We start from the raw sequence: 21554 nt of genomic DNA, 5'->3' as shown, positions 1-21554 counted from the left end.
CCTGCCGTCCGTAGCCCACCTAGCGCTTCCTGATCCGGATCCGCCTGAGACACAGCCGTCTTCTTCGCACTTGTTCGATGTCATTTTACGCCAGTTGAGGCGTCGGATTCTTGTTGCTTGTTTGGCACCCAGAGTACCAACGTACTCAACGCCGGGAAACTGTAGGGAAGCAATTGGAGTTTGAATGGCAGATTTTGCTTCAGTGCGTCTGCCAACAAGGTGTCAAGTAACTCGTGTTCCTCACAATACCGCGCAACAAGCTTCATGTAACGACGCAGAAGCAGAATGGAGGGAAAAGTGTTTTTGGTTTGGCACCAGTCCAGAAGATCACGGTCCCGCTTGGAGCTATTGCAGGATCGGCAAGCCCAAACAAGATTGTCCGAATAATCGGCACCGCCCTTTATCTGTGGAATCAGATGATCAATGCTGAGTGCCTCGGTAGTTCCACAGTAACAACATGCTTGCGAGTAGATGAGCTTGACCTTCTCATCATCGTACAGCGTCCGCATCTCCATCTTGCCTGTAGTAAGGCCTTTGAAGAGCCTCGCACGAATCATGTGGTGTACGCGTCCGTATGAGTCAGTGCCCGCTTCAACGGCCGCATGTGCCCGAGCGAGGTTTGCGTATGAGCACGCAATGTGTTGCCTTACGGTTTCGATTGGTGGTATCGGCATGGGTGATAATCGATCGATTTGACAGCGAACTAGTATTTCTGCCGCAGCGGTGTTTGCTTCCTCGTGGGGAGTATTATGCTGTAGCGGTCATAATGATGAACTATTTTACCCTATTTCTCGGTGGCTTTTCGGGATACAAGATAGATATGAGGGGCGGAGATGTCGGCAGGGCGTCTACAAGCAAACGAAGTCCGGGTACCCTTGGGTGCCGCCTAAAAAATCCCAGCCCGGAACGGGCTTTGTTCCCGTCGGAGACGCCTACTTCAGTGGGCGGCCCCGGGATTCATGAAAAAGGCTCGGGTTAAAACACAATCATCCCGCGCCCGACCGCGCCCCCCACAAGATCAGCGTAGGCCGTCTCGATCTGCCCTAGCGCGTAGGTTCGCGTAAGGAGCTTCTCCAGCGGCAGGCGGCCCTGACGCCAGAGTTCGGCGAACCTGGGGAAGTCCCGACGGGGATGGGCGGTTCCGTAGTAGGTGCCCGCGACGGTTTTCTCTTGGCGGGTCCAGGCCGCACCGGGAAGTGACGTGAGCGAGTCGGTGGGCGTGATGCCGGCAAAGACTGCCATGCCACCGGGCTTGAGGGCATCAAAGGCATGACGCTGTAGCTCGGGCAGGCCGACACACTCGAAGGCGAAGTCCACGCGTTTTTCGAGCTTGGGAGAGAGCGAGGTTTCCGTCGCGCCGAGCAGTTTTGCAAAAGCGAGCTTTTCTTCGGAGACATCCACGGCGACAATACGCCCTGCCCCTGCCGCCACCGCGCCTAGAATCGTGCAGAGGCCGACGCCACCGCAGCCAAAAACGGCCACGGAGTCGCCTGCCGAGACGCGGGCTTTATTCAAAACGGCCCCCACTCCGGTGGTCACGGCGCACCCGAGCACGGCAGCGATGGCGGGGGGAATGTCGGGAGGCAGCGGAACCGCGCAGCACTCCGGGACGACGGTGTACTCCGCAAAACAAGCCGTGGCGGTGAAGTGGTAGACCGGAGCGCCGTTCTGTGAGAGACGCGTCGTGCCGTCGAGAAGTGTCCCCGCCCATTTTTGGGCCAGATACTCCTGGCAGAGCGCCGGGAGGTTCTCCAGGCAGCACTCACACAGGCCGCAGTAGGGAGCCCAGTTTAGTGCGACCAGATCCCCCACTTTCACCTGGCTTACGCCCGGCCCGATGGCCTCCACAATCCCCGCACCCTCGTGGCCGGGAACGGTCGGAAGGGGAACCTTGGTCGCGCCGGTTACCAAGTGCCAGTCCGAGTGACAGACACCGGTGGCCTGCATCTTCACCAACACCTCACCAGGCCCAGGATCGGCAAGCTGAACAGACTCAATCACAAAAGGCCGCCCGACCTCACGGAACAGGGCAGCGAAAATAGTGGGCACTATCGAAATCCCTTCTCGCGGAGCAGAGCATCTGCCCAGTCCGCATCCCGCTCCTTCAGAGGGGGATTCGTCGCGCGACGGTAGTCCGTTGCACGAGCAAACGGGCCATCATCGTAGGTCCGGTCGAGCGCCATCTGCAGATCTATGACTTGGTTAGGCAGCCCATCAATCAGTGGCACATGAACCCGTGGGAGGCGCTGGCGCAGGTCAATTGGCCAGAACTCGTACTCCTCGCCCGTTCCGCCGTAGTGCAAACAAACCACATAATCCCATTCTCCCTCGGCTTCGAGATCTTCATAAGGAACAGCAACGGTGTACTCTCCTCCCCGAAGAAGATCAATCTCCAACAAGTGAACATCGCTTGCCAGCAGCTCCGATTGTTTATTTTTGTACTCCTCCCAATCCTTACCCGTGCGCTTATTAGTTGGACTCAGAACCTCAATCACCGTCACGAGTTCCCCACGCACTGTGCGAATCGCCACACGCCGCTGGGGTAAGGGAGTTTCATGTCGCACATAGATCGCAGGGTCAGCCGCGACGCTCGTCCGTGTGGCCGTTCCTCCCCCACTTTGTGGACGGTTCGGCGCGGTCGCAAAACGAATGATGGAGACATCAGGGTTCATACTTCGTTGCGATGAAATCACGACACGATCCTCCATTACCGCCATTAGTCCCACGGGCAGGCTAGTGTTAAGCTGGGACATCAGAGTTGTCAACAAGGCACCATGGACACTTCGCCAAGTCAGCGAATCTTCCAGGTAAGGATCCATTCCAGGGAAAGGCGAGGCCATGCTCTATTTTATCGTGGTGATGACGTATAATGCCTCCGATGAAAGGTATTATTCTCGCAGGCGGTAGCGGTACCCGTCTCTACCCCATGACCCTAGCTGTCTCCAAGCAGCTCATGCCTATCTACGATAAGCCGATGGTCTACTACCCCCTTAGCACGCTGATGCTGGCGGGGATTCGCGACATCCTCTTGATTTCCACGCCCGAGGATCTGCCGCTCTTTGAGCGCCTCCTCGGCGATGGCAGTGACTATGGAATCTCGATGCAGTACGCCGTCCAGCCACGGCCCGAGGGTCTGGCGCAGGCGTTTCATATCGGAGAAGCCTTTGTCGCAGGCGGCCCGGCGGCGCTGGTGCTGGGTGATAATATCTTCTACGGTCACGGGCTTCCCGAGCAGCTCCGTGGGGCCGCCGCGCGCACCGAAGGCGCGACAGTGTTCGGCTACCACGTGAAAGACCCCGAGCGCTACGGCGTCATCGAGTTTGATAAAACCGGCAAGGTCATCTCCCTGGAGGAGAAACCCGAACAACCAAAATCTCACTACGCTATTGTCGGGCTCTATTTCTACGACAGTCAGATCACGGAGATCGCCAAGAACATACAGCCCTCACCACGCGGGGAGCTAGAGATCACCGATGTCAATCGTGTCTATCTGGAGCGCGGGCAGCTACACGCCGATCTTTTTGGGCGTGGCACCGCCTGGCTCGACACCGGCACCCATGACTCACTTCTTGAAGCCAGTAACTTCGTCGCCGCCATTGAGCGCCGTCAGGATCTCCAGATAGCCTGTCTCGAAGAAATTGCCTACCTTTCTGGCTGGATCAGTGCCGATGGTGTCCTGACCCGTGCAGCAAAGCTAGGTAAGACAGAGTACGCGTCCTATCTTCGCCGCCTCGTCAAAGCCTGATCCCTGCGAATGCTATGTTATACTGCCCCTGAGAAAACTATGTCTGAATCGCTTAAACACGCTGACCTTGCGCCGGAATATGCCGCCGCCCTGACAACACAAGAATACACTCGTAAGACGCCTATCGAAGGTGTGCGTGTCCTCCCTCTCCACTTAATGACCGATGATGGAGGCAGTTTTGCGGAGCTTATACGTCTCGATGAGAGTGGGCACCTAATCGCCATCCCCGAGTTTCAAGTTCGACAGTCATCGTACTCTCTGGTGCTTCCAGGCGCAATCAAGGCGTTTCACTTGCACTACAGCCAAGAAGATGTCTGGTTCGTCCCCCCGACGGATCGACTTTTGGTCGGTCTTCTCGACTGCCGCAAAGACTCCCCTACCTCTGGCGTCTCGATGCGCATTATTTTGGGAGGAGGCCGCACACAGCTACTCTATATCCCCCGAGGAGTCGCGCATGGGGGTGCCAATATCGGCACACAAAATGCCACAATCTTATACTTTGTCAACCAGCACTTCAACTTAGACGACCCCGACGAGCGGCGTCTGCCTTGGGACATTCTAGGGAGTGATTTCTGGCAGATGACCCCTGGCTAAACGATGCGTCTTGCCTACGGGGACACCATCCGGGTCTGTGGACTGATCGCGGTCTTACTGATTCATGTCTGCGGCTTCGGGCGGCGCCCGCCCCTGTTGGAGGACACCACAGGCTGGTGGATCTGCAATGCCTTCTCGTCGCTTTCCCAGTGGGCCGTGCCGGTCTTTGTGATGCTCTCAGGGGCACTCTTGCTCAACCCGGATCGGCAGGAAACTCCCCTAGCATTTGCCCGCAAACGTTTCTTGCGCGTGGGCGTGCCGCTTCTCTTCTGGTGCTACTTCTACCTTTCCTGGAGCAATCCTAAGGGCATGAGCCCGCAGAGCTGGGATTTTTTGCGCCAGGGACGACCCTACTACCACCTCTACTTTCTCTTTATTGTCGCAGGGCTCTATCTACTCACGCCGCCGCTCCGCGCCCTGATACGCTTTCTGGGCGACCGAGAGCGCTGGTGGCTGGGAGCCACGGCACTGGGAATGGCGGGAGCGACAGTCTTTTGGCGTCCCGAGGCGGAGGGGCGTGTGGCTTGGATGCTGTTTGTTCCCTACTTGGGCTACTACATCCTGGGCTTCTCCCTCAAGCGACGCACCGGTGATCCGCTCACCCCTCTGCTGGGCCTTCTTGGCTGGCTGCTTGCAGCGGCCTACCTGGTCTTTGGCGAGTGGGTGCGTGCCGCAGATGCCGAGCCCACCGAGGCGCTACGCTACGTGATTCAGGGACATTTTTCGCCCGCCGTGATTATGGAGAGCCTGGGCGTCTTTGCCTGCCTGCGAGAGTGGGTTCGCCGGGAATCACGCTGGGTTCGTGAGCTGGCACAGCTCTCTTTGGGAATCTATCTGATCCATCCCTATCTGCTCGAAGAGCTTGCCAAGAGTGGGCTGAGCAACCGCTGGCATGGCCCCGCTGTCGGGGTGCCGGTTACGGTGGTGGTGCTGCTGGGCTTTAGCACGCTGGCGGTCTATCTCATCCAGCGTGCCCCGTTTGCCAAGCTCTTAATTGGTGGCTAGCTACTCTGGAAGGCCCAGCAGAGATTTCGGTGCCTTGTGCGGCGGCCCCGCCCAGTTCGACTAGGCGACATCGGTAGGCCCGGTGACATGCTCGATGGCTTTCCACTTCCCATGAACCTTCTTCAGAAGCGCGTAGGTCGTCGCTCCATCAAAGAAACCGTGCTCAATCTCGGATTTGTAGCGCGTTTTTTTAAAGTCAATCGGCTTATCGGCGGGCGCAACGCGTCCAGGAGCGGCTTGCGCAGCGGGTGCGTCGGGCCAATCTCGCTCGGTTCAGTACTCTGAAAAAACATAGTCAGATTGTACTCCAATTACGGTTGGCACATAAAGAATTTCAGGTCACTAACCTCAGATGTAGATTTTATAGGTTGCCTGCCCCAGGAGCAAGGAGAGCAGGCTCCAGAGCGCCCCCACGGTGTAGTCGCCGAGAATTAGGCCCAGGAAGAACGGGATGGCGCGACGGTGGGCCGTCATGCCGCCGTAGCGGATGAGCAGCAGCTTGGTAAACCAGGCAACGAAGACGCAGAGCCAGAAGTAGTTCATGGCGTAGCTCACCCCTAGTGCAAAGCCCGTCGGGTGAAACGGCCAGGTAACAAACGCATTGCGCAGCCCGGCGAGCGCGGCAACAACACCCAGCCCGCCCAGAAAGAAGTAGAGATTGGTCGAGCCTGCCGGCTGCCCCGTCTTGATCCAGGAGCTGAGCTGATCGAACGCCTCGCGCCCCACCCAGACTTTGTAGCCCGTCGCCTTGCCCTGCGCCCCGGCATCGTAGGTGACGATGTAGTTAGCGGCGTAAGTGGTAAAGAGCGACACCAGCGCCGCCACCACAAAGACCCCAATGAGCCGAGCCAGCCCCATCTTGCGGCCCTCCGCCATCTTCATACCCTCCAGAAAGTTGGGTATGGGGTGGCACCGGTAGCCCCGGTTGAACCAGTACATCGCCTGCATCCCGATAAGATTGGCATCGCCCAGCGCACGGGTTCCAAAGAGCGTCACCAACATATCGGCAGGCTTCACAAACACAATCTCGTGCGGCGTCCCGAACTCCGCCCGCACCCGCGTGATCGCTAGCGAGAGTGCCATGAGAACGAGGAAGAAGCCTGCGGTGACAGCCGGGCTCATGTTCAGTAAAAAGACACTCCAGCCTGCCAGCAGTGCTCCCGTAAGCGTCAGTCCCAGCCACGCGGCGCGGTCCCAGCGGGCATCGCTGGTCTTCTTTCCCTTCCCAAACGCCGCATCGAAGCCCGCCGTGAGGTGCCGACGGTTCGCCCAGAGAATCGCCGCAGCGACGCCCAGCCACGCCCCGGAGCTGATCTCTTTTAAAAACGGCCAGCCCTGCGCCGCACTGGGGCCATCAAGCCCGGTAAAGCGCCCGACGACGAAGTAGCCGCGTGCCAGCAAGTACGAAAACCAGCACGAGAACGCCAGATCCAAGGGGATGAAATACGCCAGCCCAATTGCGAAGGGGTAGAGCGAGGTCTGCATGCCGTAGGTGCGGATTGCCTCCCAGGGCTGGCTGGTAAAGAATGGCCCGATGTCCACCAGCTTGATCCAAGGTAAGTTAGGCACCTGCGGGTAGAGTTCGTGTGTCCCGTTGAGGAGCCCAATGAGAAATGCGATCCCAAACCCCATCCACATCAGCGGCTGCTTAAAGAGCTGACCACTTGGCTCCGTCATGGCAAGCGGGAGCTGGATCACGGGAAAAGCGAGGCGCTCACTCTCGGTCCATGCACGGCGCACGAGCAGCGTGACAAAGAGAAAGTGTGCAGTGAGTGTCAGAAAAAACAATCCCCAGAGCGTAAGAGGCACGATCCAGTGCACCAGGAACCCCGGCATGCGCTCCAGCGGTATATTGCCTCGGTACCAGGCATTGAGTGCCGCTTCATCACGGACAAACAGCCCGGCGGGGAGCTTGGCGATAAAGACTTCCTGCCACTGGTTCTGTGCCGCAAAATAATACGGGTGCGTGATCACGCCAAAGAGATTCTGAAGCATGTCGTGGCCCGCAAAGGTGTTGGAGATCACCGCCATTAAATAGGCAGTGAGTAGCTCCTCTTGGCGCAGTTTTCGCGTTCCAAGAAGCCTATTGCCCGCCACGAGTAATAGCAGCAAGAAAATAGGCGTGACAAAGAGCGGCAGAGACGAGCCATCGAGAATGTAGTAGCGTACCTCGACTGCCGTCACCCAGATAGCATTCAGTGCCGCCAGAAGCGCCCCGAGCAGCACAGCCCGGAGTGTAATCCCTTGCATCTTTCGATTGTACACGCTTTCCGGAACCCCTGTGGATCGGGTAGTCTTACGGGCATGGAACTCAAGACAAAAGTCAGTGACGCCTCCGTGATAGAGCATCTCGACGCACTCGAGAACGAGACCCGCCGCGCGGACTGCCAGACCCTCTGCCGCTTAATGCAAGACGCCACGGGCGCGGAGGCAAAGCTCTGGGGTAGCAATATTATCGGCTTTGGAAGCTACCGCAGTCAATTCGGATGGCCCGAAGCGGCCTTTGTAGCCGCAGGCTCGATAGCCCTGCCGTTCTGATCGGCAGGGCGGCACAGGCGGTAAAATAGCCCTTGTGAGCTTAGAGTCGTTAGAGATTTTGCGTAATGTCGTGTGCGGCACGAAGTACGAGGGGAAGATTTTTCTCGTCGGGGGGTGGGTGCGCGACAAGCTCTTGGGCAAGCAAGTAGATGTCAGTGACATTGACTTGGTGCTGGAAGGCGATGCGCTAGAGCTGGCTGAGTGGCTCTGGAAGAAGCGTGTTTCGAGCCACGCGCCAGTGCTCTACCCCAGCTTCGGAACCGCCATGGTGCATGTCGGCGACGCACAAGTGGAGCTGGTGACGGCGCGCGCCGAGACCTACCGCCAAGGCTCACGCAAGCCGATTGTGACACCGGGGACACTCTTTACCGATGCGCAGCGCCGGGATTTTACGATCAACACGTTTCTGGAGAGCCTCGACACCGGCGAGATCATTGATCCGCTGGGCGTCGCCTACGATGACCTCCGCGCAGGGATTCTGCGCACACCGCTCGATCCGGTGATCACGTTCACCGACGATCCGCTACGCATGCTGCGCGCCTGCCGCTTCGCCGCAAGATTAGGGTTTGTGATTGCCCCCCCCACCTACCAGGCTCTCAAAGACAATGCCTTTCGGCTCTCACCCGAGCACGGCATTAGTTTTGAGCGGGTGCGTGAGGAGCTGAATAAGACACTGCTCGCGCCCGGTGCCTCGATCGGGCTGGAGCAGCTCCGCGAGACGGGACTCTTGGCGCAATTTGCTCCTGAGCTCGCGGCGATGCACGGTGTCACGCAGAATACTTGGCACGCCTACGATGTCTGGACACACACGCTCAAGGCGCTGGAAAATCTTCCCAGAGAGGCCGATTTGCTGCTACGCCTCGCCACGCTCTTTCATGACATAGGCAAACCGAGCACGCGCACGGAGGATACCAGTGGCGTGCATTTCTATGAGCATGAGCACGTCGGTGAGAGACTCACCCGCGAGGTGCTGGCCCGCCTGAAGTACGCCAACGACGAGATCAAGCAGGTTGCCACGCTCGTCGGGCTACACATGCGCTACGGCTCGTACAAGCCCGACTGGACCGATGCCGCCGTTCGCCGCCTCATTCGCACCGTGGATAGCCACCGCGCCGCACTCTTTACCCTTGGTCATGCCGATATCGCCGCCTGTCGCCCGGATCTGCCGCCGCAGGTGGAGCTTTCGAGCCTTGCGGCCCGGATGGCGGAGATTGATGCGCGCATTGACATCCGCACCGCCGACTCTCCGCTCTCCGGACTTGAGCTCATGGAGCGCTTGGCACTTCCTGCGGGGCCATTGGTAGGAAAACTCAAAAAAGCTCTCACGGATGCCGTCGTTTCAGGGGAGCTTGCGGAAGGCGACAAAGACGGTGCCGAAGCGCTGGCAAGACGGCTGAGGGACAACTAAAAATGCAAAACACGATTTTCGTCACCGGCGGCGCGTCGGGAATTGGACTGGCCGTTGTCGAGGCGGCGCTAGAGCGGGGCTGGCAAGTGGTGGTCGCCGATGTCCAGCAAGCTGCGCTGGAGAGTGCCCGTGAGAAACTCACCCCGTATGAGAGCCATGTACGCTGTGAGTGCCTGGATGTCACTGATGAAGCCGCAGTGATCGCGACAATCACTCGGTGCGATGCAGCGTTCGGGCCGCTGACCGGACTGGTCAACTCCGCCGGGATCGGGCGCGATGTCCCTTGTCTGGAAACCTCAACCGAGCTCTTCCGGAAAATTCTGGACGTCAACCTTATTGGCAGCTTCGTGGTGGCCCGGGAAGTGGCGCGCTGCCTTCAGGCGCGTGGCTGCGCTGGCTCTCTGGTGAATATCGCGTCAGTCTCAGGGATACGCGGAAACGTCGGGCGCGTAGCCTATGGCTCTTCGAAGGCAGCGGTGATCAATATGACCCAGGTCATGGCAGTCGAGCTTGCTCCGTTTAGCATTCGGGTAAATGCCATCGCGCCCGGCCCCATTGAGACGCCGCTGGTGGTGGGAATGCACTCCGCCGAGCGCCGCCAGCAGTGGCTGAGCTCCACCCCACAGCACCGCTACGGCCAAGCGGAGGAAGTCGCTCGCGCCGCACTCTTTCTCTTAGACGAGCGTGAGTCGAGCTTTATCACGGGGCACACACTCTGTGTGGATGGCGGTTTCACGGCAGTTGGGCTGACATGATAGGATAATCCCCGATGGCAGGCAGTAGCTTCGGCACCCTTTTTCGCGTCACCACGTTCGGTGAATCCCACGGCCCGGCAGTAGGCTGCATCGTGGACGGCTGCCCGGCGGGGATTCCCTTTGATCTGGCACAGATTCAGCACGACTTAGACCGGCGGCGGCCCGGCCAGAGCAAGCTCACCACACAGCGCAAAGAGGGCGATGAAGTGGAGGTGCTCTCCGGCGTCTTTGAGGGCTTCACGACGGGAACTCCCATTGCGATGCAGGTGCGTAACACCGACCAGCGCTCCAAGGACTACAGCGAACTAAAAGACTTGTTCCGGCCCAGCCACGCCGACTTTACCTACCACACCAAGTACGGCCCCGGACGCGACTGGCGCGGCGGGGGGCGGGCGAGCTACCGCGAGGCAATCGGTAGAGTGGCGGCGGGTGCCGTCGCGCGGCAGCTTCTGACGCACTGGCACGGCGTTGAGATCGTCGGCTATGTGCTGCAAGTTTCTGATATTCGCGGGGAGATCAACCAGGCCACGGTCACGCAAGCGCAAGTCGAAGCCGAGATCACACGCTGCCCCGATACAATCGCTTCCGAGAAGATGATCGCCGCGATTGAGCAAGCGCGTAAAGATGGCGACTCGCTCGGAGGAGTTGTCGAGTGTGTCGTGCGCAATGTCCCCGCCGGGCTAGGCGAGCCGGTTTTTGATAAGCTCACGGCGAGCTTAGCCCATGCGCTGATGTCGCTGCCCGCAACCCGTGGCTTTGAGATCGGGGAGGGCTTTGCCGCAGCAACGATGCGCGGCACCACCCACAACGACGCTTTCGAGACACGCGACGGCAAGACGCGCACGCGCACCAACCACTCGGGCGGGATTCAGGGTGGCATCTCCAACGGCGAGGATATTATTTTGCGAGTCGCTTTCAAGCCCACCGCGACCATTCATGCCGCGCAAGAAACGGTCACCGTAGATGGTGAACCCACCACGTTCCAGGCCAAAGGCCGCCACGACCCGTGCGTGCTTCCTCGCGCCGTCGCCGCCGTCGAGGCCATGATCGCGCTGGTTCTCGCCGACCACGCGCTCATGCAACGGGCGATGGGTTCGGGCGCATAAATGGGCCCGCTGTTGCGGCAAGACCCATGAATGGGCCTCCAGAGGTGCGTGGATGAGGGCTTGGTTGGAGCACGAGGGGCAGGTGTTTTGGGCGGCAGCTCCCACCGGGCTTGTGCCGGAGACGGCGGTCTCGCGTCTGATCCAGGGGATTTATGAGCACTATCCGCAGCAAGCGCGCTCGATGGTGCGCAATCGTATTTATCTTTCGGGCTCAAAAACACCGTTCTGCGATGGCGTGATCCGTGTCGCAGCCAAGCGCATCACCGTGGGACAGCACTATCCCGGAACTCTGCTAGGCGAGGAGCTTCCCTCGCTTCTGCCCGAACGCACCATGGATACTTTCAATCCCATTTCCCTGGCGCTTTCGGAGGCGTTTGCGCTCTGCAACCAGCTTGAGGCCGAGATTCCACGCCACGAGTCCGAGCGCTACAAAGCGAACCGTCCTGTTGCAGCGCTCGTTCTGGATAGAGACGGCAGGCTTCTGGGGCAGGCGATCAACTCCGGCTCTCAGAACCGCACGCGCCATGCGGAGCTGGAAGCGATCCGCGATGCCTGGGCCAACACCGGGCAGCGCATCCCCGCAGGCGCGACTCTCCTCTCCACCCTCAAACCCTGCCGCATGTGCGCCGGACTCGTCTGGTGGTTCTGCGAAGACCCGTCGCAGCTTCGCGTGATCTACCGCGACTTCGATCCCGGCACCAATGGCCGCGCCACGGTTTTGGATGTGGGGACAGCGGATCGAGTGCGCTGGGCTACACAGGAGCAGCTCGCCATCGAAATCCAGCACCAGGGCTTTGGCACGGCGACGTAACCAAACCACGGAAAATCACGTTACACTATCATATGAGCCAGCCACATCACCCGCACTACGAGCCGCCGAAGCCGTGGATCAAAATTAAACCGATAGAGGTGGTTTTCTGCGTCGCAATTATCGCAATTCTTGCCGCGACACTTATTCCCATAATAAGAAGTGTTTCGATCTCGAATGGTGAAGAAAAATGCATGGAGACAGCACGCCAGCGCTCCCAAGCAACGCTGATGTATGCCGCTGACTACGACCAGACCTTGATGCCTGCCACCCGCTGGCAAGATGCGCTCATACCGTTCCTGCCCGATAAAGCGCTAGAGAACCGCTCTTGCTTGGAGGTGAATTTCCTCGACAAAAACGGCCTGGGTTTTGCAATGGATAGCCATCTGAGTGGTGTCTCTCTGAACAGCCTTGAGAGTTCTTCCCAACGCATCCTCTTTTTTGAGACCAGTCTGCTCCAGCGAAATGCCCACACGCCCGGTACACAGTTCGCGGCCCGGCACCGAGACATGGTCACGAAACAGCCACATCATGGCTATCTCATCACCCTGGAGGGCCAGGTCAGTAGCGCTACACAGCAAGAAGGCGACGCGGCGACCCTACGGGGCATGCGCTAGAAATAACAGTCGGCGTGTGGAAAGTAACTCTGATTGTGTTAAGTGTAACTCCTGGCACGATGAAAACAATGTTGGATGAGTCAACTATTACCCATGACGCACTCGAAGTAACACGCGACGCGGCTGATGCAGCCTCGGGCTTGACAAAAATAAAAGTCAGCGAGATAATTTTAACAGCGCACGCATCCCGTGCAGGAGGTTTATAACATGGCACGACAGCGACGATCTTCGGCGACACTCGACGCGTTCAAGGCGCGGCTCCAGGGAATCAAGCAGATATCCCCCGTTCCCAACCTTCCCCCCAACCTCAGCCTGGCTGCACTCGATACTGCCGCGCTCAGCGCCCAGCAAGCCCTTGATGCTCACAACGCGCTCATTATCGCCCTCGACGACAGCACCAACCAGCTCGCGGCCAAAGAGAGACAGCTTGAAAAGCTCTACACCCAGGCACTCTCCGCCATCGCCGCCCAATACGGCAAAGACTCCTCCGAGTACGAGCTAGCCGGAGGCACCCGCACCAGCGAGCGCAAAAAAAGCACACACACACCGCCAAAACTATGAGCCAACCCCGGCCCCGCTACGAACCTCCCAAGCCTTTGCTGAAACTGCCGCCCAAGGAGGTTCTGGCATGTGTGGTCACTGTCTCCCTACTGACCATAATTCTCCTACCCGTTTTCCGTCAAGCACAGGACATGGGTCGGCAGGCGAGCTGTTCTTCCAATCTACGTTCACGAAGTAATGCCCTGCTCCAATACGCCACCGATAACGACGGCAATCTCCCTCCCGCCTCGCAGTGGCAGACCGTTTCGTCAAACTATTTGAAGGAAGAAAAAGGCTCTTGCCCCTCACTTTCGCACTCTGTTCCCAGCGTGTTGGGCTATGCGATGGATAGCCGCCTCTCAAGCAGGTCACTGGAAAAGATCGGCGCACCGCACGAGACACGCGTTCTCCTCTACGAATCCTCCAATCTCACTCCCAACGCCAACGACCCTGGCATCAGCTTCACCGTCAGGCATGGATACGCATCCATCGCCTTCGTGGATGGTCACGTAAAAATGTACGAACAAGAGCCCGGCGAACAACTGGTTCGGAAAGGCATCCTCGCCCCATGAATACCCCTCGGTACCAACCACCACAGCCACAGCGACGAACGGGATTATTCACGTTCAATCTTAAGGAGCTACTCGTCGTTCTGGGAATCCTGGGAGTTCTCACCGCATTCCTAAAGCCCATCTTTGACCAAGCATCAAGCGCTAGTCGTCCGGGCTGCCTTAGCTATGGGAAGCAACTCAGTCTTGCAGCCATGATGTACACGCAGGACTACGACGAGCACCTGCCTCTTGCCAGCAATTGGTACGACGCGACCTATCCCTACTACAAAAACAAGGCACTAGTTTGCCCTGAGCGCCCTTCGGGTCACGGAGTCGGCTATGCAATGGACGACCGCCTCTCGGGGCGCTCGCTTGACAATGTTGGAGCGCCCCACGCGACTCGCCCCCTGCTCTACGAATCCTCCAACCTCAAACCCAACGCCCACGATGCAATGAGCAGCTTTGCCGGGCGGCACAAAAACAAGACGGGCTGGATAGGATTCGTGGACGGCCACGTAAAAGGCGGCTTCACGAAGCTGCCCTAACAAATAGGCGCGATTCTGAGAGCGAGCCCGACGCGGTACAATAATCCCCGTGAATACATTTAGCGCCCCCCTCTCCCAGTCCGACCCCGATATTTTTGCCGCCATCTGCGCGGAAGACCACCGCCAGGAAGATAAGCTGGAGCTGATCGCCAGCGAGAATATTGTCTCCCGCGCCGTGCGTGAGGCCCAGGGCTCCAGCCTGACCAATAAGTACGCCGAGGGCTACCCCGGACGGCGCTACTACGGCGGCTGTGAGCACGTGGACGTGGTCGAGAACCTCGCCATCGAGCGGGCGTGCAAGCTCTTTAACGCCGAGTACGCCAATGTCCAGCCCCACTCCGGTGCCAACGCCAACATGGCCGTTTTTTTTGCCCTGATGAAGCCCGGCGATAAGTTTCTGGCGATGGATCTTGCGCAAGGCGGCCACTTAACGCACGGCTCCCCCGTGAACTTCTCCGGTTTTATCTATGAGCCCATTGCCTATGGCCTCAACGCCGACGAGACGCTCGACTACGATCAGATTCGCGATCTCGCTAAAAAACACAAGCCCAAGATGATCCTGGGCGGCGCGACGGTCTATCCTCGCATCATTGACTGGAAGATTCTGCGCGAGATCGCCGACGAAGTCGGGGCGGCGTTCTGGGTGGACATGGCCCATATCGCCGGACTCGTGGCGGGTGGCGAGCACCCGTCGCCGCTGCCCCACGCGCATGTCGTGACCACCACAACCCATAAAACCCTGCGCGGTCCGCGCGGCGGATTAATACTCGCCGGAAAAGACACAGAGAACCCGCTGGGCATCAAGAATAACAAAGGTGAGACGCGCCTGCTCTCTGATCTGCTCAACATGGCGGTCTTTCCGGGGATGCAGGGCGGCCCGCTGATGCACGTCATCGCCGGTAAAGCTGTCTGTTTCAAAGAGGCGATGGACCCGAGCTTTGCCACGTACCAGGCCCAGATTCGCAAGAATGCTAAAGCGCTGGCCGAGGCCGTCGTCAGCCATGGCTTCCGGCTTGTTTCGGGTGGCACCGACAACCACCTGATGCTCGTGGACCTGCGTGCCAAGAAGCTCAATGGCAAGCGCGCCCAGGAAGTGCTGGATCTGGCCGGGATCACCGCCAACAAAAACGCCATCCCCAACGACCCCAATCCCCCGTTTAAGACCAGCGGCCTGCGCCTCGGGACGCCTGCCGTCACCACGCGCGGCATGACCGAGACCGAGATGCCGATTATCGCCGAGCTGATCAACCGCGCTCTGGAGCAGCGCCACGACGATGCCCTGATCGCCGGAATCCGCGAGGAAGTCAAGACCCTCTGTAATAAATTCCCGGCATGGGGATAAATCCAGATGGGTTCCCCCGCTGGGCGGGGGTTAGGGGGTTGGATGCGCCCATCGTGGGATGAGTATTTTCTGAGCATTGCCCGTGAAGTGGCGACGCGCTCGACGTGCGAGCGTCGGCATGTCGGAGCAGTGATCGTAAGGGATCGGCGTATTCTCACGACGGGCTACAATGGCTCGCCGCCGGGGCAGCCGCACTGCACCGAAGTGGGTTGCTTACTCGAAGACGGGCGCTGCATCCGTACGCTGCACGCCGAGCAAAATGCGATTGCACAGGCGGCGCTTCATGGAGTTCACACCAAGAGCGCGACGATGTACACGACGTGCCGTCCGTGCCATGTCTGCGCACGTATGATCGTCGGAGCGGGCATTGTGCGGGTCGTGTTCTTTGGCGACGGCCCCGAGGGCTGGGCGCGTGAGGTTCTGGAGGCGGCGGGAGTGGAAATAGTTTGCCTACCAGAGCCCCCCCAGCGTAACGCCGAGGGCTGGGACGCGGTATTATTGCGGTAGATGAATCTTCTCAGTCCGATGGTGTACGCCGCACTGCTGGCCGGTACCGTCACGATAGCGCTCACCCCTCCCATCAGGCGGCTGGCATTTCGCTACGGTGTCATCAAAGTCCCCCGCGCACGTGATGTACACACGGAGCCAACCGCATCGTGGGGAGGAATTGCTATCGTCATCGGCTTTTTCGCCGCTTTTGTCGCACTTCGTCTCTACGGAAACCTGCCTAGCCTGATTGCTACCGACCCGCGCCCACACCTGAAGCCTCTTTGGGGAATTCCCTCACACCCGATCCTGGGGATTTTGCTGGGCGGCGGGATTGTCTCCGTGATCGGAGCGCTCGACGATCAGCGTGATCTCTCCCCTAAGCTCCAGGCTCTGGGGCTGCTCTTTGCGGGCCTGGTTGCGGCGCTCTTTGGAGCACGGATTGAGGGCACGACCAACCCGGTGCCGAACCTCATCCCGGGCTCGTATCTCTCGCTGGGCTGGTTTTCGGTGCCCTTGACAATGTTCTGGGTGTTTCTGGCCACCAAGACCTTTGATTTTCTCGACGGGCTGGACGGCCTCGCGGCGGGGGTCGGGGGGATCGCGGCGGCGACCATGGGGCTAATGGCGGCTTTCTCGCGCACGCCCGAGCCGACTGTCGCACTCCTGGCAGCGGCCACTTTTGGGGCATCCGTGGGCTTTCTTCGCTACAACTACAACCCCGCTTCGATCTTCATGGGGACGGTGGGTTCTTATTTTCTAGGATTTATGCTGGCGATGCTGGCGGTGGTGGGGGCGTTTAAAGTGCCTGTGGCCGCAGCGGTATTTCTGCCCCTGATCGTACTGGGTGTCCCCGTCTTTGATGCGCTCTACGTGATCGGGCGGCGGGCGGCGCAGGGGAAAAAAATCACCGAGGCAGACAAATCCCACATCCACCATCGCCTCACGGAGCGCGGCCTCTCGGTGACAAAGGCGGTCTGGGCGATCTACGGACTCACGTTTGTCACCTGCCTGATCGCGCTCCTGCTGGTCTGGTGGGGCCGAAAGCCGTAGAATGAGCAAGTATGCAGGCACTGCTCTCCCGGCTCTCGTTTCGGCGACCCCGAAAAGACACCCCGCTTCCCGCAATCGAGCTGATCGGTGAGCGTGTTGTCTTGCGTCCCGTGGAGCTCAGCGATGCCCAGGACATGTTCGTCTTTGTCGCAGATCCCAAGGTCGTGCATTTTCTGCCCTGGCAGCCCGCCTCCGAGCTGCGGGGAGTCCAGGCGTTTCTGGACCAGCAACGCGAGCGTCGGCGCAGTGGCGAGTCGCTGGCGTTCTCCATTGTCTGGAAAGCGACCAGCATAGTGATTGGATCCACGGATATTATGCAGCTTCTTGCCCGTGACCGGCATGTCGAGCTGGGCTATATCCTCGCACAAGAGTTCTGGAGCAGGGGCATCATGACCGAAGCCGCCGTACTGAGCCGCGACTATGTTTTTCAGGAACTGAAGCGGCAGAAACTGGTCGCTTTTGCCGACCATGAGAATACGGGTTCACGGCGTGTGCTCGAAAAAATAGGCATGAGTGAGATCGGGAGCGAGTGGCGAACCATCAAGGAACGCAATCGCCTCTACGTCCGCTACGAGCTGACACGCGAAGCCTGGGAGAAATTAGTTCATTGAGTAAGCTAACAGTCGCCTGTATCTTTGGGACACGCCCCGATGCCGTCAAGATGGCCCCGCTGGTCAAGGAGCTGCTACGCTACCCCGAGCAGATCCGGACGGTCGCAATCTCCACGGGGCAGCACCGCGAGATGCTAGATCAGGTGCTCTCGGTCTTTAATCTAAAGCCCGATTACGACTTGGGGCTCATGAAGCCCGGCCAGTCGCTCTCGGAGCTGACCAGCCGTGCGTTAATGGCGCTGGAACCTGTGCTCGAAAAAGAGAAGCCAAAGCTGGTGATCGCGCAGGGCGACACGACAACCACGTTTGCGGCGAGCCTGGCGGCGTTCTATGCACAAGCCGACTTCGGTCATGTGGAGGCGGGCCTGCGCACCGACGACAAGTTCGATCCCTTCCCGGAGGAGATGAACCGGCGGCTGACCACGCGCCTCACGAACTTCCACTACGCTCCCACGGAGCTCTCGCGCGAGAACTTGCTCCGCGAAGGCATCGCCCCAGACACCATTCGCGTGACGGGCAATACCGTGGTGGACGCTCTCCACACGGTCTCACAGCTCGACTACACGTTTGATGATCCCACGCTCGCAGCGTTTGTCGCGCGGCCTGGGCGGCTTATTTTGGTGACCGCACACCGGCGCGAGAACTGGGGCGAGCGGATGGCCAGCGCCTGCTGCGCGATCCGGCGCTTAGTGGAGCAATTCCCCGATGTCCGGGTTGTCTTCCCCATGCACCGCAATCCCGTCGTGCGCGAGGTGGTCATGCCGCTGCTCGCGAATCATGACCGGATCTTGCTCACCGAGCCGCTGGACTACTTCCCGTTTGTGCACGTGATGAAGGCCAGCCACTTCTTACTCACCGACTCGGGCGGGGCGCAGGAAGAAGCACCCGGGCTGGGAAAGCCCGTGCTGATCCTGCGGCTGACCACCGAGCGACCTGAGGGCGTGCACTCTGGCAATGCAAAGCTCGTGGGCACCGATGAGGCCGTGGTCTTCGATACCGCGAGCGAGCTGCTCGCCAACGAAGCATCCTACGCCGCTATGGCAAGAGCGGCGAGTCCTTACGGCGATGGCGACGCGGCCCGGCGTATCCGCGAGTGGATCTTTGAGGCCTATAAACTGTGAGTGAAAAAGATAAAGCGCTGGTGTGGTTCGATGCGGGCTTCAGTGCTTTGGGTAAACGCATCCTCCGTTTGGGTGCATTGGCGGTGCTGGGCTATGTGATCTATCGCAGCCACAGCATTGTCGTGACCCTGATTATGGCGGGCATCCTCGCCTGCGCGGCAAGTGGTCTGGTGGATATTCTCTGCCGCCAGCACCTGTTTCACCTGCTTAAGCCTCATGGCCGCCGTGGCCTAGCCGCCGCGCTGGCTCTCGTGCTGATTGTCGGAGCGTTTTTTGGGGCAGGTGTCCTCTTTCTCCACCCCATTCAGAGCGAGCTGCGCAACTTGCGGGCAAACTGGCCGACCAAGTACCAGCCGGAACTTGCTCGAAAAATGGAGGAGACCAAGCACTGGTATGCTTCGCAACCCGATTGGCTCCATGATCTGGTCACCAAGCAAGCGCCGGAGTGGGTCAATAATCTTTTGTCACCAAGCCTAGATGATGTCAAGCTGAACCAAGCAATCCTGCTCCCGTCTGACCCCTCGCCCTCGGGCTCTCAAACAGCCGAGCAGCCGCCCTCGGTAGCAAGCGAAAAAAACACCCCGGAGGCGACAGCGAATGCCGGTCAAATCCTGCTCGGTTTTCTGGGTAAGCTGGGGGGCTTGCTTAATGGCGTCGTCGAGCTGATCCTGCTGCCCGTTCTCGCGTTTTACTTGCTAGTTGAAGGCCGCGCTCTGCGCAACGAGCTGGTGCGTTTTGTCCCGACCACGAAGCGCCGTACCGCCCTCGCCCTGCTTCGCGAGAGTGCGAGCATCATGCGCGCCTACCTCATTGCACAGCTCCTGCTCGCCAGTATTGCGGGAGTCTTTGTCGGAACGATGCTAGGTGTGCTTCACATTCCCTACGCCTTGGTGCTGGCACTCGTGGCCGCCATAACACGCGCCATCCCCGTTATTGGCCCCCTGCTGGGCGGGATTCCTGTGGGAGTGATTGTCTTCGTCGAGTGCAGCCGCCAGGGCAACTACACACTGTTGGCCATCGTGATGACCTTGTTTACCCTGATGCACCTGCTGGAGAGCAAGGCACTCACTCCCTTTATCCTAGGCAAGGGCCTCAACCTGCACCCGATCATGGTGATTGTCGCACTGCTCATCGGTGGTGAATTCTTCGGCCTGCTAGGGATGTTCCTCGCCGCTCCCGTCACGGCTTTGATCCGTACGGTACTGCTACACATCTACGTCCACCCCAAACGAACACACCACCGGAGCAGCACCCGCCTCGCCCGTGCACTGCGCCACCAGAAAGACTAAGACAGGTGTGAGATATTCCACATTGCGGGGGGGGGTAATCTGATAAAATCTTTACATTAGTTTCGGATGATCGAAACTAAAAACCATTTTTAAAGCGCGGTTCTCGAAGAAGGTAAAATCATGAAGTTCGTATCGTCGTTAGTGATTTCGTTATCGGCTCTTAGTACAGGTTCTATTGCTCTAGGGCAAACTGTAACTTATCAAAATAATCAGACGGTGACGGGTGCTGTTGGAAATGTTTACAAATCTGATCAATCCAGTCATTCACAAAATGATCAGGGGCATAATGCCTCAATCAGCGGGAAAATCCGGGCTAATTTATATTTTTTCGGAAATGATATAGTCCCTCTGTATATCAGTTATCTTATTCATACCTCGACTTTTAGTAGTAATGGAAGTAATTTCTCAACAATAGGAGGCATGCTAGATACGTCTATTGATGATTTATTCGTTGATTCTCCTGACCCTGGCTTAAATTTTCCCGCCGGGTCAACAACTGGAGGTGTTGGTTTTTCGTTTAATATCGAGCTTCGTGGTGTTAATATTTCTCGCCAAGGCCAGACATGGCAAACTTCGGATGGTGTTCTTCATGGAAATACCATCTATTCATATGGGACTGATCATCATAATATGTTGGGTGATTATTTTTCTTTAGATACCCCAAACTGGCAAGATTTCAACGGCGATATTTTTGGCACATGGTTTTATGTGGGAAGTTCCACTTCATGGTCACCTGCGTATTCCGGCGCGAATAGTATTTGGAACACTATTAAAATGCCTATAGCAGGCATGCGGCGCTACACTATAGATTCCTTCTCGCCGCCAAAATGGATAGGAATACCAAACCTAGTAACGGAATTCCCTGTAATCTATACTCATCAAGATACGTATGGCCCTGCAAAAGCCAAATATATTTTACATGTCCATGAAATCTATGACGATATCACGTCAGCTGGATTTACTACTGAAGAAATAGTCGAACCGTCAACCGGAGGCAATCCATTAACTGGAGCTTATGATGGTACTGGGAAGACACATAGTGTGACTATTCACAAGGGTGGAGATTGGTCATTTTCTGGTGGTTTTCCAATAGGTTGGGCTGGATTTGATATAGGTATGACTCAAGGTGCTCCCGAAGAAAATGTGTCAGTTAATGATCCTACCCTAGCAGAGGGTGCCCGTGCTGTATTGTTGTTGAGAAAGATCACCTATCACAAGAATTTCGACTTCAGGCAATATAATGCTGAAGGTGAGATACTTGCAAATCCCAGTGATCCAACATCTAAGCATCAACTATCCGCATCGCGACCTGATGGTGAAACACCACAATGGTACTATTTTTATGACAACGAAGATTGGCGACAGAAATTTTTAGGTGGCGGTGGTTTAGGAGGTATCTGGGGATAGATTAAGTTTTCCAATGCTTTGAAAATACTATCG

The 21554-nt window shown here is 58.1% G+C and carries 24 protein-coding genes; 20 read left to right on the top strand and 4 right to left on the bottom strand.

The window, feature by feature from the left end:
* Positions 1-80: 80 nt before the first annotated feature.
* The 3 genes from ACH2ED_RS10720 to ACH2ED_RS10710 all read right to left on the bottom strand — a co-directional run bounded on the left by ACH2ED_RS10720 (position 81) and on the right by ACH2ED_RS10710 (position 2840).
* Positions 81-557: an HNH endonuclease gene (locus ACH2ED_RS10720; protein WP_395090888.1), complete on the bottom strand. Its 477-nt coding sequence runs from the start codon at positions 555-557 to the stop codon at positions 81-83.
* A 418-nt stretch (positions 558-975) separates the two neighbouring features.
* Positions 976-2049: an alcohol dehydrogenase catalytic domain-containing protein gene (locus ACH2ED_RS10715; protein WP_395090886.1), complete on the bottom strand. Its 1074-nt coding sequence runs from the start codon at positions 2047-2049 to the stop codon at positions 976-978.
* Positions 2049-2840 (bottom strand): DUF4058 family protein, encoded by a 792-nt coding sequence (locus ACH2ED_RS10710; protein WP_395090885.1) that lies wholly within the window; start codon positions 2838-2840, stop codon positions 2049-2051. The genes ACH2ED_RS10715 and ACH2ED_RS10710 overlap by 1 nt, the downstream gene beginning before the upstream one ends.
* 29 nt (positions 2841-2869) lie before the next feature.
* Here ACH2ED_RS10710 and rfbA point away from each other — a divergent pair, with 29 nt between their 5' ends.
* The 4 genes from rfbA to ACH2ED_RS10690 all read left to right on the top strand — a co-directional run bounded on the left by rfbA (position 2870) and on the right by ACH2ED_RS10690 (position 5629).
* Positions 2870-3745 (top strand): glucose-1-phosphate thymidylyltransferase RfbA, encoded by an 876-nt coding sequence (gene rfbA, locus ACH2ED_RS10705; RefSeq protein WP_395090883.1) that lies wholly within the window; start codon positions 2870-2872, stop codon positions 3743-3745.
* A gap of 39 nt (positions 3746-3784) precedes the next feature.
* Complete coding sequence (locus tag ACH2ED_RS10700) at positions 3785-4339, top strand: dTDP-4-dehydrorhamnose 3,5-epimerase family protein (protein ID WP_395090881.1); 555 nt, start codon at positions 3785-3787, stop codon at positions 4337-4339.
* A gap of 3 nt (positions 4340-4342) precedes the next feature.
* A complete protein-coding gene (locus ACH2ED_RS10695; protein ID WP_395090880.1) occupies positions 4343-5344 on the top strand; it encodes an acyltransferase in 1002 nt (333 codons plus the stop codon).
* Positions 5345-5431: 87 nt separating this feature from the next.
* Positions 5432-5629, top strand: a complete 198-nt coding sequence (locus ACH2ED_RS10690; RefSeq protein WP_395090878.1) for a hypothetical protein — start codon at positions 5432-5434, stop codon at positions 5627-5629.
* 63 nt (positions 5630-5692) lie between these two features.
* Here the strand turns inward: ACH2ED_RS10690 and ACH2ED_RS10685 are convergent, their stop codons facing one another.
* Positions 5693-7594 carry a DUF6785 family protein gene (locus tag ACH2ED_RS10685; protein ID WP_395090877.1) on the bottom strand — a complete coding sequence of 634 codons (1902 nt, stop codon included), beginning with the start codon at positions 7592-7594 and terminating at the stop codon, positions 5693-5695.
* A 54-nt stretch (positions 7595-7648) separates the two neighbouring features.
* Here ACH2ED_RS10685 and ACH2ED_RS10680 point away from each other — a divergent pair, with 54 nt between their 5' ends.
* The 16 genes from ACH2ED_RS10680 (at position 7649) to ACH2ED_RS10605 (ending at position 21521) form a co-directional block, all read left to right on the top strand.
* Positions 7649-7882: a hypothetical protein gene (locus ACH2ED_RS10680; protein ID WP_395090875.1), complete on the top strand. Its 234-nt coding sequence runs from the start codon at positions 7649-7651 to the stop codon at positions 7880-7882.
* A gap of 34 nt (positions 7883-7916) precedes the next feature.
* On the top strand, positions 7917-9290 hold the full coding sequence (locus tag ACH2ED_RS10675) for an HD domain-containing protein (protein WP_395090873.1): 1374 nt from the start codon (positions 7917-7919) through the stop codon (positions 9288-9290).
* A 2-nt stretch (positions 9291-9292) separates the two neighbouring features.
* Positions 9293-10045, top strand: a complete 753-nt coding sequence (locus tag ACH2ED_RS10670) for an SDR family NAD(P)-dependent oxidoreductase (RefSeq protein WP_395090872.1) — start codon at positions 9293-9295, stop codon at positions 10043-10045.
* 14 nt (positions 10046-10059) lie between these two features.
* On the top strand, positions 10060-11151 hold the full coding sequence (aroC, locus tag ACH2ED_RS10665; protein WP_395090870.1) for a chorismate synthase: 1092 nt from the start codon (positions 10060-10062) through the stop codon (positions 11149-11151).
* A 52-nt stretch (positions 11152-11203) separates the two neighbouring features.
* The gene (locus ACH2ED_RS10660; protein ID WP_395090868.1) at positions 11204-11962 is read left to right on the top strand and encodes a Bd3614 family nucleic acid deaminase; all 759 of its coding nucleotides are present in this window, start codon (positions 11204-11206) and stop codon (positions 11960-11962) included.
* A 191-nt stretch (positions 11963-12153) separates the two neighbouring features.
* Positions 12154-12576 (top strand): hypothetical protein, encoded by a 423-nt coding sequence (locus ACH2ED_RS10655; protein ID WP_395090866.1) that lies wholly within the window; start codon positions 12154-12156, stop codon positions 12574-12576.
* A gap of 207 nt (positions 12577-12783) precedes the next feature.
* Positions 12784-13137, top strand: coding sequence for a hypothetical protein (locus ACH2ED_RS10650; protein ID WP_395090864.1), 354 nt, complete (start codon positions 12784-12786; stop codon positions 13135-13137).
* The gene (locus ACH2ED_RS10645; protein ID WP_395090862.1) at positions 13134-13688 is read left to right on the top strand and encodes a hypothetical protein; all 555 of its coding nucleotides are present in this window, start codon (positions 13134-13136) and stop codon (positions 13686-13688) included. The genes ACH2ED_RS10650 and ACH2ED_RS10645 overlap by 4 nt, the downstream gene beginning before the upstream one ends.
* Positions 13685-14212 (top strand): type II secretion system protein, encoded by a 528-nt coding sequence (locus ACH2ED_RS10640; protein WP_395090860.1) that lies wholly within the window; start codon positions 13685-13687, stop codon positions 14210-14212. Before ACH2ED_RS10645 ends, ACH2ED_RS10640 begins: the two co-directional genes overlap by 4 nt.
* A gap of 49 nt (positions 14213-14261) precedes the next feature.
* The gene (gene glyA, locus ACH2ED_RS10635; protein ID WP_395090859.1) at positions 14262-15554 is read left to right on the top strand and encodes a serine hydroxymethyltransferase; all 1293 of its coding nucleotides are present in this window, start codon (positions 14262-14264) and stop codon (positions 15552-15554) included.
* 42 nt (positions 15555-15596) lie between these two features.
* Positions 15597-16061, top strand: a complete 465-nt coding sequence (locus tag ACH2ED_RS10630; RefSeq protein WP_309686678.1) for a dCMP deaminase family protein — start codon at positions 15597-15599, stop codon at positions 16059-16061.
* Entirely contained in the window at positions 16062-17093 is a 1032-nt protein-coding gene (locus ACH2ED_RS10625; RefSeq protein WP_395090858.1) for a glycosyltransferase family 4 protein, read from the top strand. It begins immediately after the preceding gene.
* 11 nt (positions 17094-17104) lie between these two features.
* A complete protein-coding gene (locus ACH2ED_RS10620) occupies positions 17105-17704 on the top strand; it encodes a GNAT family N-acetyltransferase (RefSeq protein ID WP_395090857.1) in 600 nt (199 codons plus the stop codon).
* Entirely contained in the window at positions 17701-18825 is a 1125-nt protein-coding gene (gene wecB, locus ACH2ED_RS10615; RefSeq protein ID WP_395090855.1) for a non-hydrolyzing UDP-N-acetylglucosamine 2-epimerase, read from the top strand. The genes ACH2ED_RS10620 and wecB overlap by 4 nt, the downstream gene beginning before the upstream one ends.
* A complete protein-coding gene (locus ACH2ED_RS10610) occupies positions 18822-20114 on the top strand; it encodes an AI-2E family transporter (protein WP_395090854.1) in 1293 nt (430 codons plus the stop codon). The genes wecB and ACH2ED_RS10610 overlap by 4 nt, the downstream gene beginning before the upstream one ends.
* A 120-nt stretch (positions 20115-20234) precedes the next feature.
* Positions 20235-21521: a hypothetical protein gene (locus ACH2ED_RS10605; protein WP_395090852.1), complete on the top strand. Its 1287-nt coding sequence runs from the start codon at positions 20235-20237 to the stop codon at positions 21519-21521.
* Positions 21522-21554: the final 33 nt, after the last annotated feature.

The sequence above is a fragment of the Armatimonas sp. genome, from assembly GCF_043757465.1.
Taxonomy (GTDB): Bacteria; Armatimonadota; Armatimonadia; order Armatimonadales; family Armatimonadaceae; genus Armatimonas.
This window is presented reverse-complemented; position numbering and strand designations above follow the sequence as displayed.

Coding starts and splice junctions, on each gene's coding strand:
- ACH2ED_RS10695 (WP_395090880.1), top strand. CDS start 4,343: ATGCGTCTTGCCTACGGGGACACCATCCGGGTCTGTGGACTGATCGCG.
- ACH2ED_RS10620 (WP_395090857.1), top strand. CDS start 17,105: ATGCAGGCACTGCTCTCCCGGCTCTCGTTTCGGCGACCCCGAAAAGAC.
- ACH2ED_RS10645 (WP_395090862.1), top strand. CDS start 13,134: ATGAGCCAACCCCGGCCCCGCTACGAACCTCCCAAGCCTTTGCTGAAA.
- ACH2ED_RS10690 (WP_395090878.1), top strand. CDS start 5,432: ATGCTCGATGGCTTTCCACTTCCCATGAACCTTCTTCAGAAGCGCGTA.
- ACH2ED_RS10680 (WP_395090875.1), top strand. CDS start 7,649: ATGGAACTCAAGACAAAAGTCAGTGACGCCTCCGTGATAGAGCATCTC.
- ACH2ED_RS10710 (WP_395090885.1), bottom strand. CDS start 2,840: ATGGCCTCGCCTTTCCCTGGAATGGATCCTTACCTGGAAGATTCGCTG.
- ACH2ED_RS10660 (WP_395090868.1), top strand. CDS start 11,204: ATGAGGGCTTGGTTGGAGCACGAGGGGCAGGTGTTTTGGGCGGCAGCT.
- ACH2ED_RS10670 (WP_395090872.1), top strand. CDS start 9,293: ATGCAAAACACGATTTTCGTCACCGGCGGCGCGTCGGGAATTGGACTG.
- ACH2ED_RS10720 (WP_395090888.1), bottom strand. CDS start 557: ATGATTCGTGCGAGGCTCTTCAAAGGCCTTACTACAGGCAAGATGGAG.
- aroC (WP_395090870.1), top strand. CDS start 10,060: ATGGCAGGCAGTAGCTTCGGCACCCTTTTTCGCGTCACCACGTTCGGT.
- ACH2ED_RS10655 (WP_395090866.1), top strand. CDS start 12,154: ATGGAGACAGCACGCCAGCGCTCCCAAGCAACGCTGATGTATGCCGCT.
- ACH2ED_RS10650 (WP_395090864.1), top strand. CDS start 12,784: ATGGCACGACAGCGACGATCTTCGGCGACACTCGACGCGTTCAAGGCG.
- ACH2ED_RS10640 (WP_395090860.1), top strand. CDS start 13,685: ATGAATACCCCTCGGTACCAACCACCACAGCCACAGCGACGAACGGGA.
- ACH2ED_RS10625 (WP_395090858.1), top strand. CDS start 16,062: ATGAATCTTCTCAGTCCGATGGTGTACGCCGCACTGCTGGCCGGTACC.
- ACH2ED_RS10605 (WP_395090852.1), top strand. CDS start 20,235: ATGAAGTTCGTATCGTCGTTAGTGATTTCGTTATCGGCTCTTAGTACA.
- ACH2ED_RS10700 (WP_395090881.1), top strand. CDS start 3,785: ATGTCTGAATCGCTTAAACACGCTGACCTTGCGCCGGAATATGCCGCC.
- rfbA (WP_395090883.1), top strand. CDS start 2,870: ATGCCTCCGATGAAAGGTATTATTCTCGCAGGCGGTAGCGGTACCCGT.
- ACH2ED_RS10685 (WP_395090877.1), bottom strand. CDS start 7,594: ATGCAAGGGATTACACTCCGGGCTGTGCTGCTCGGGGCGCTTCTGGCG.
- ACH2ED_RS10630 (WP_309686678.1), top strand. CDS start 15,597: ATGCGCCCATCGTGGGATGAGTATTTTCTGAGCATTGCCCGTGAAGTG.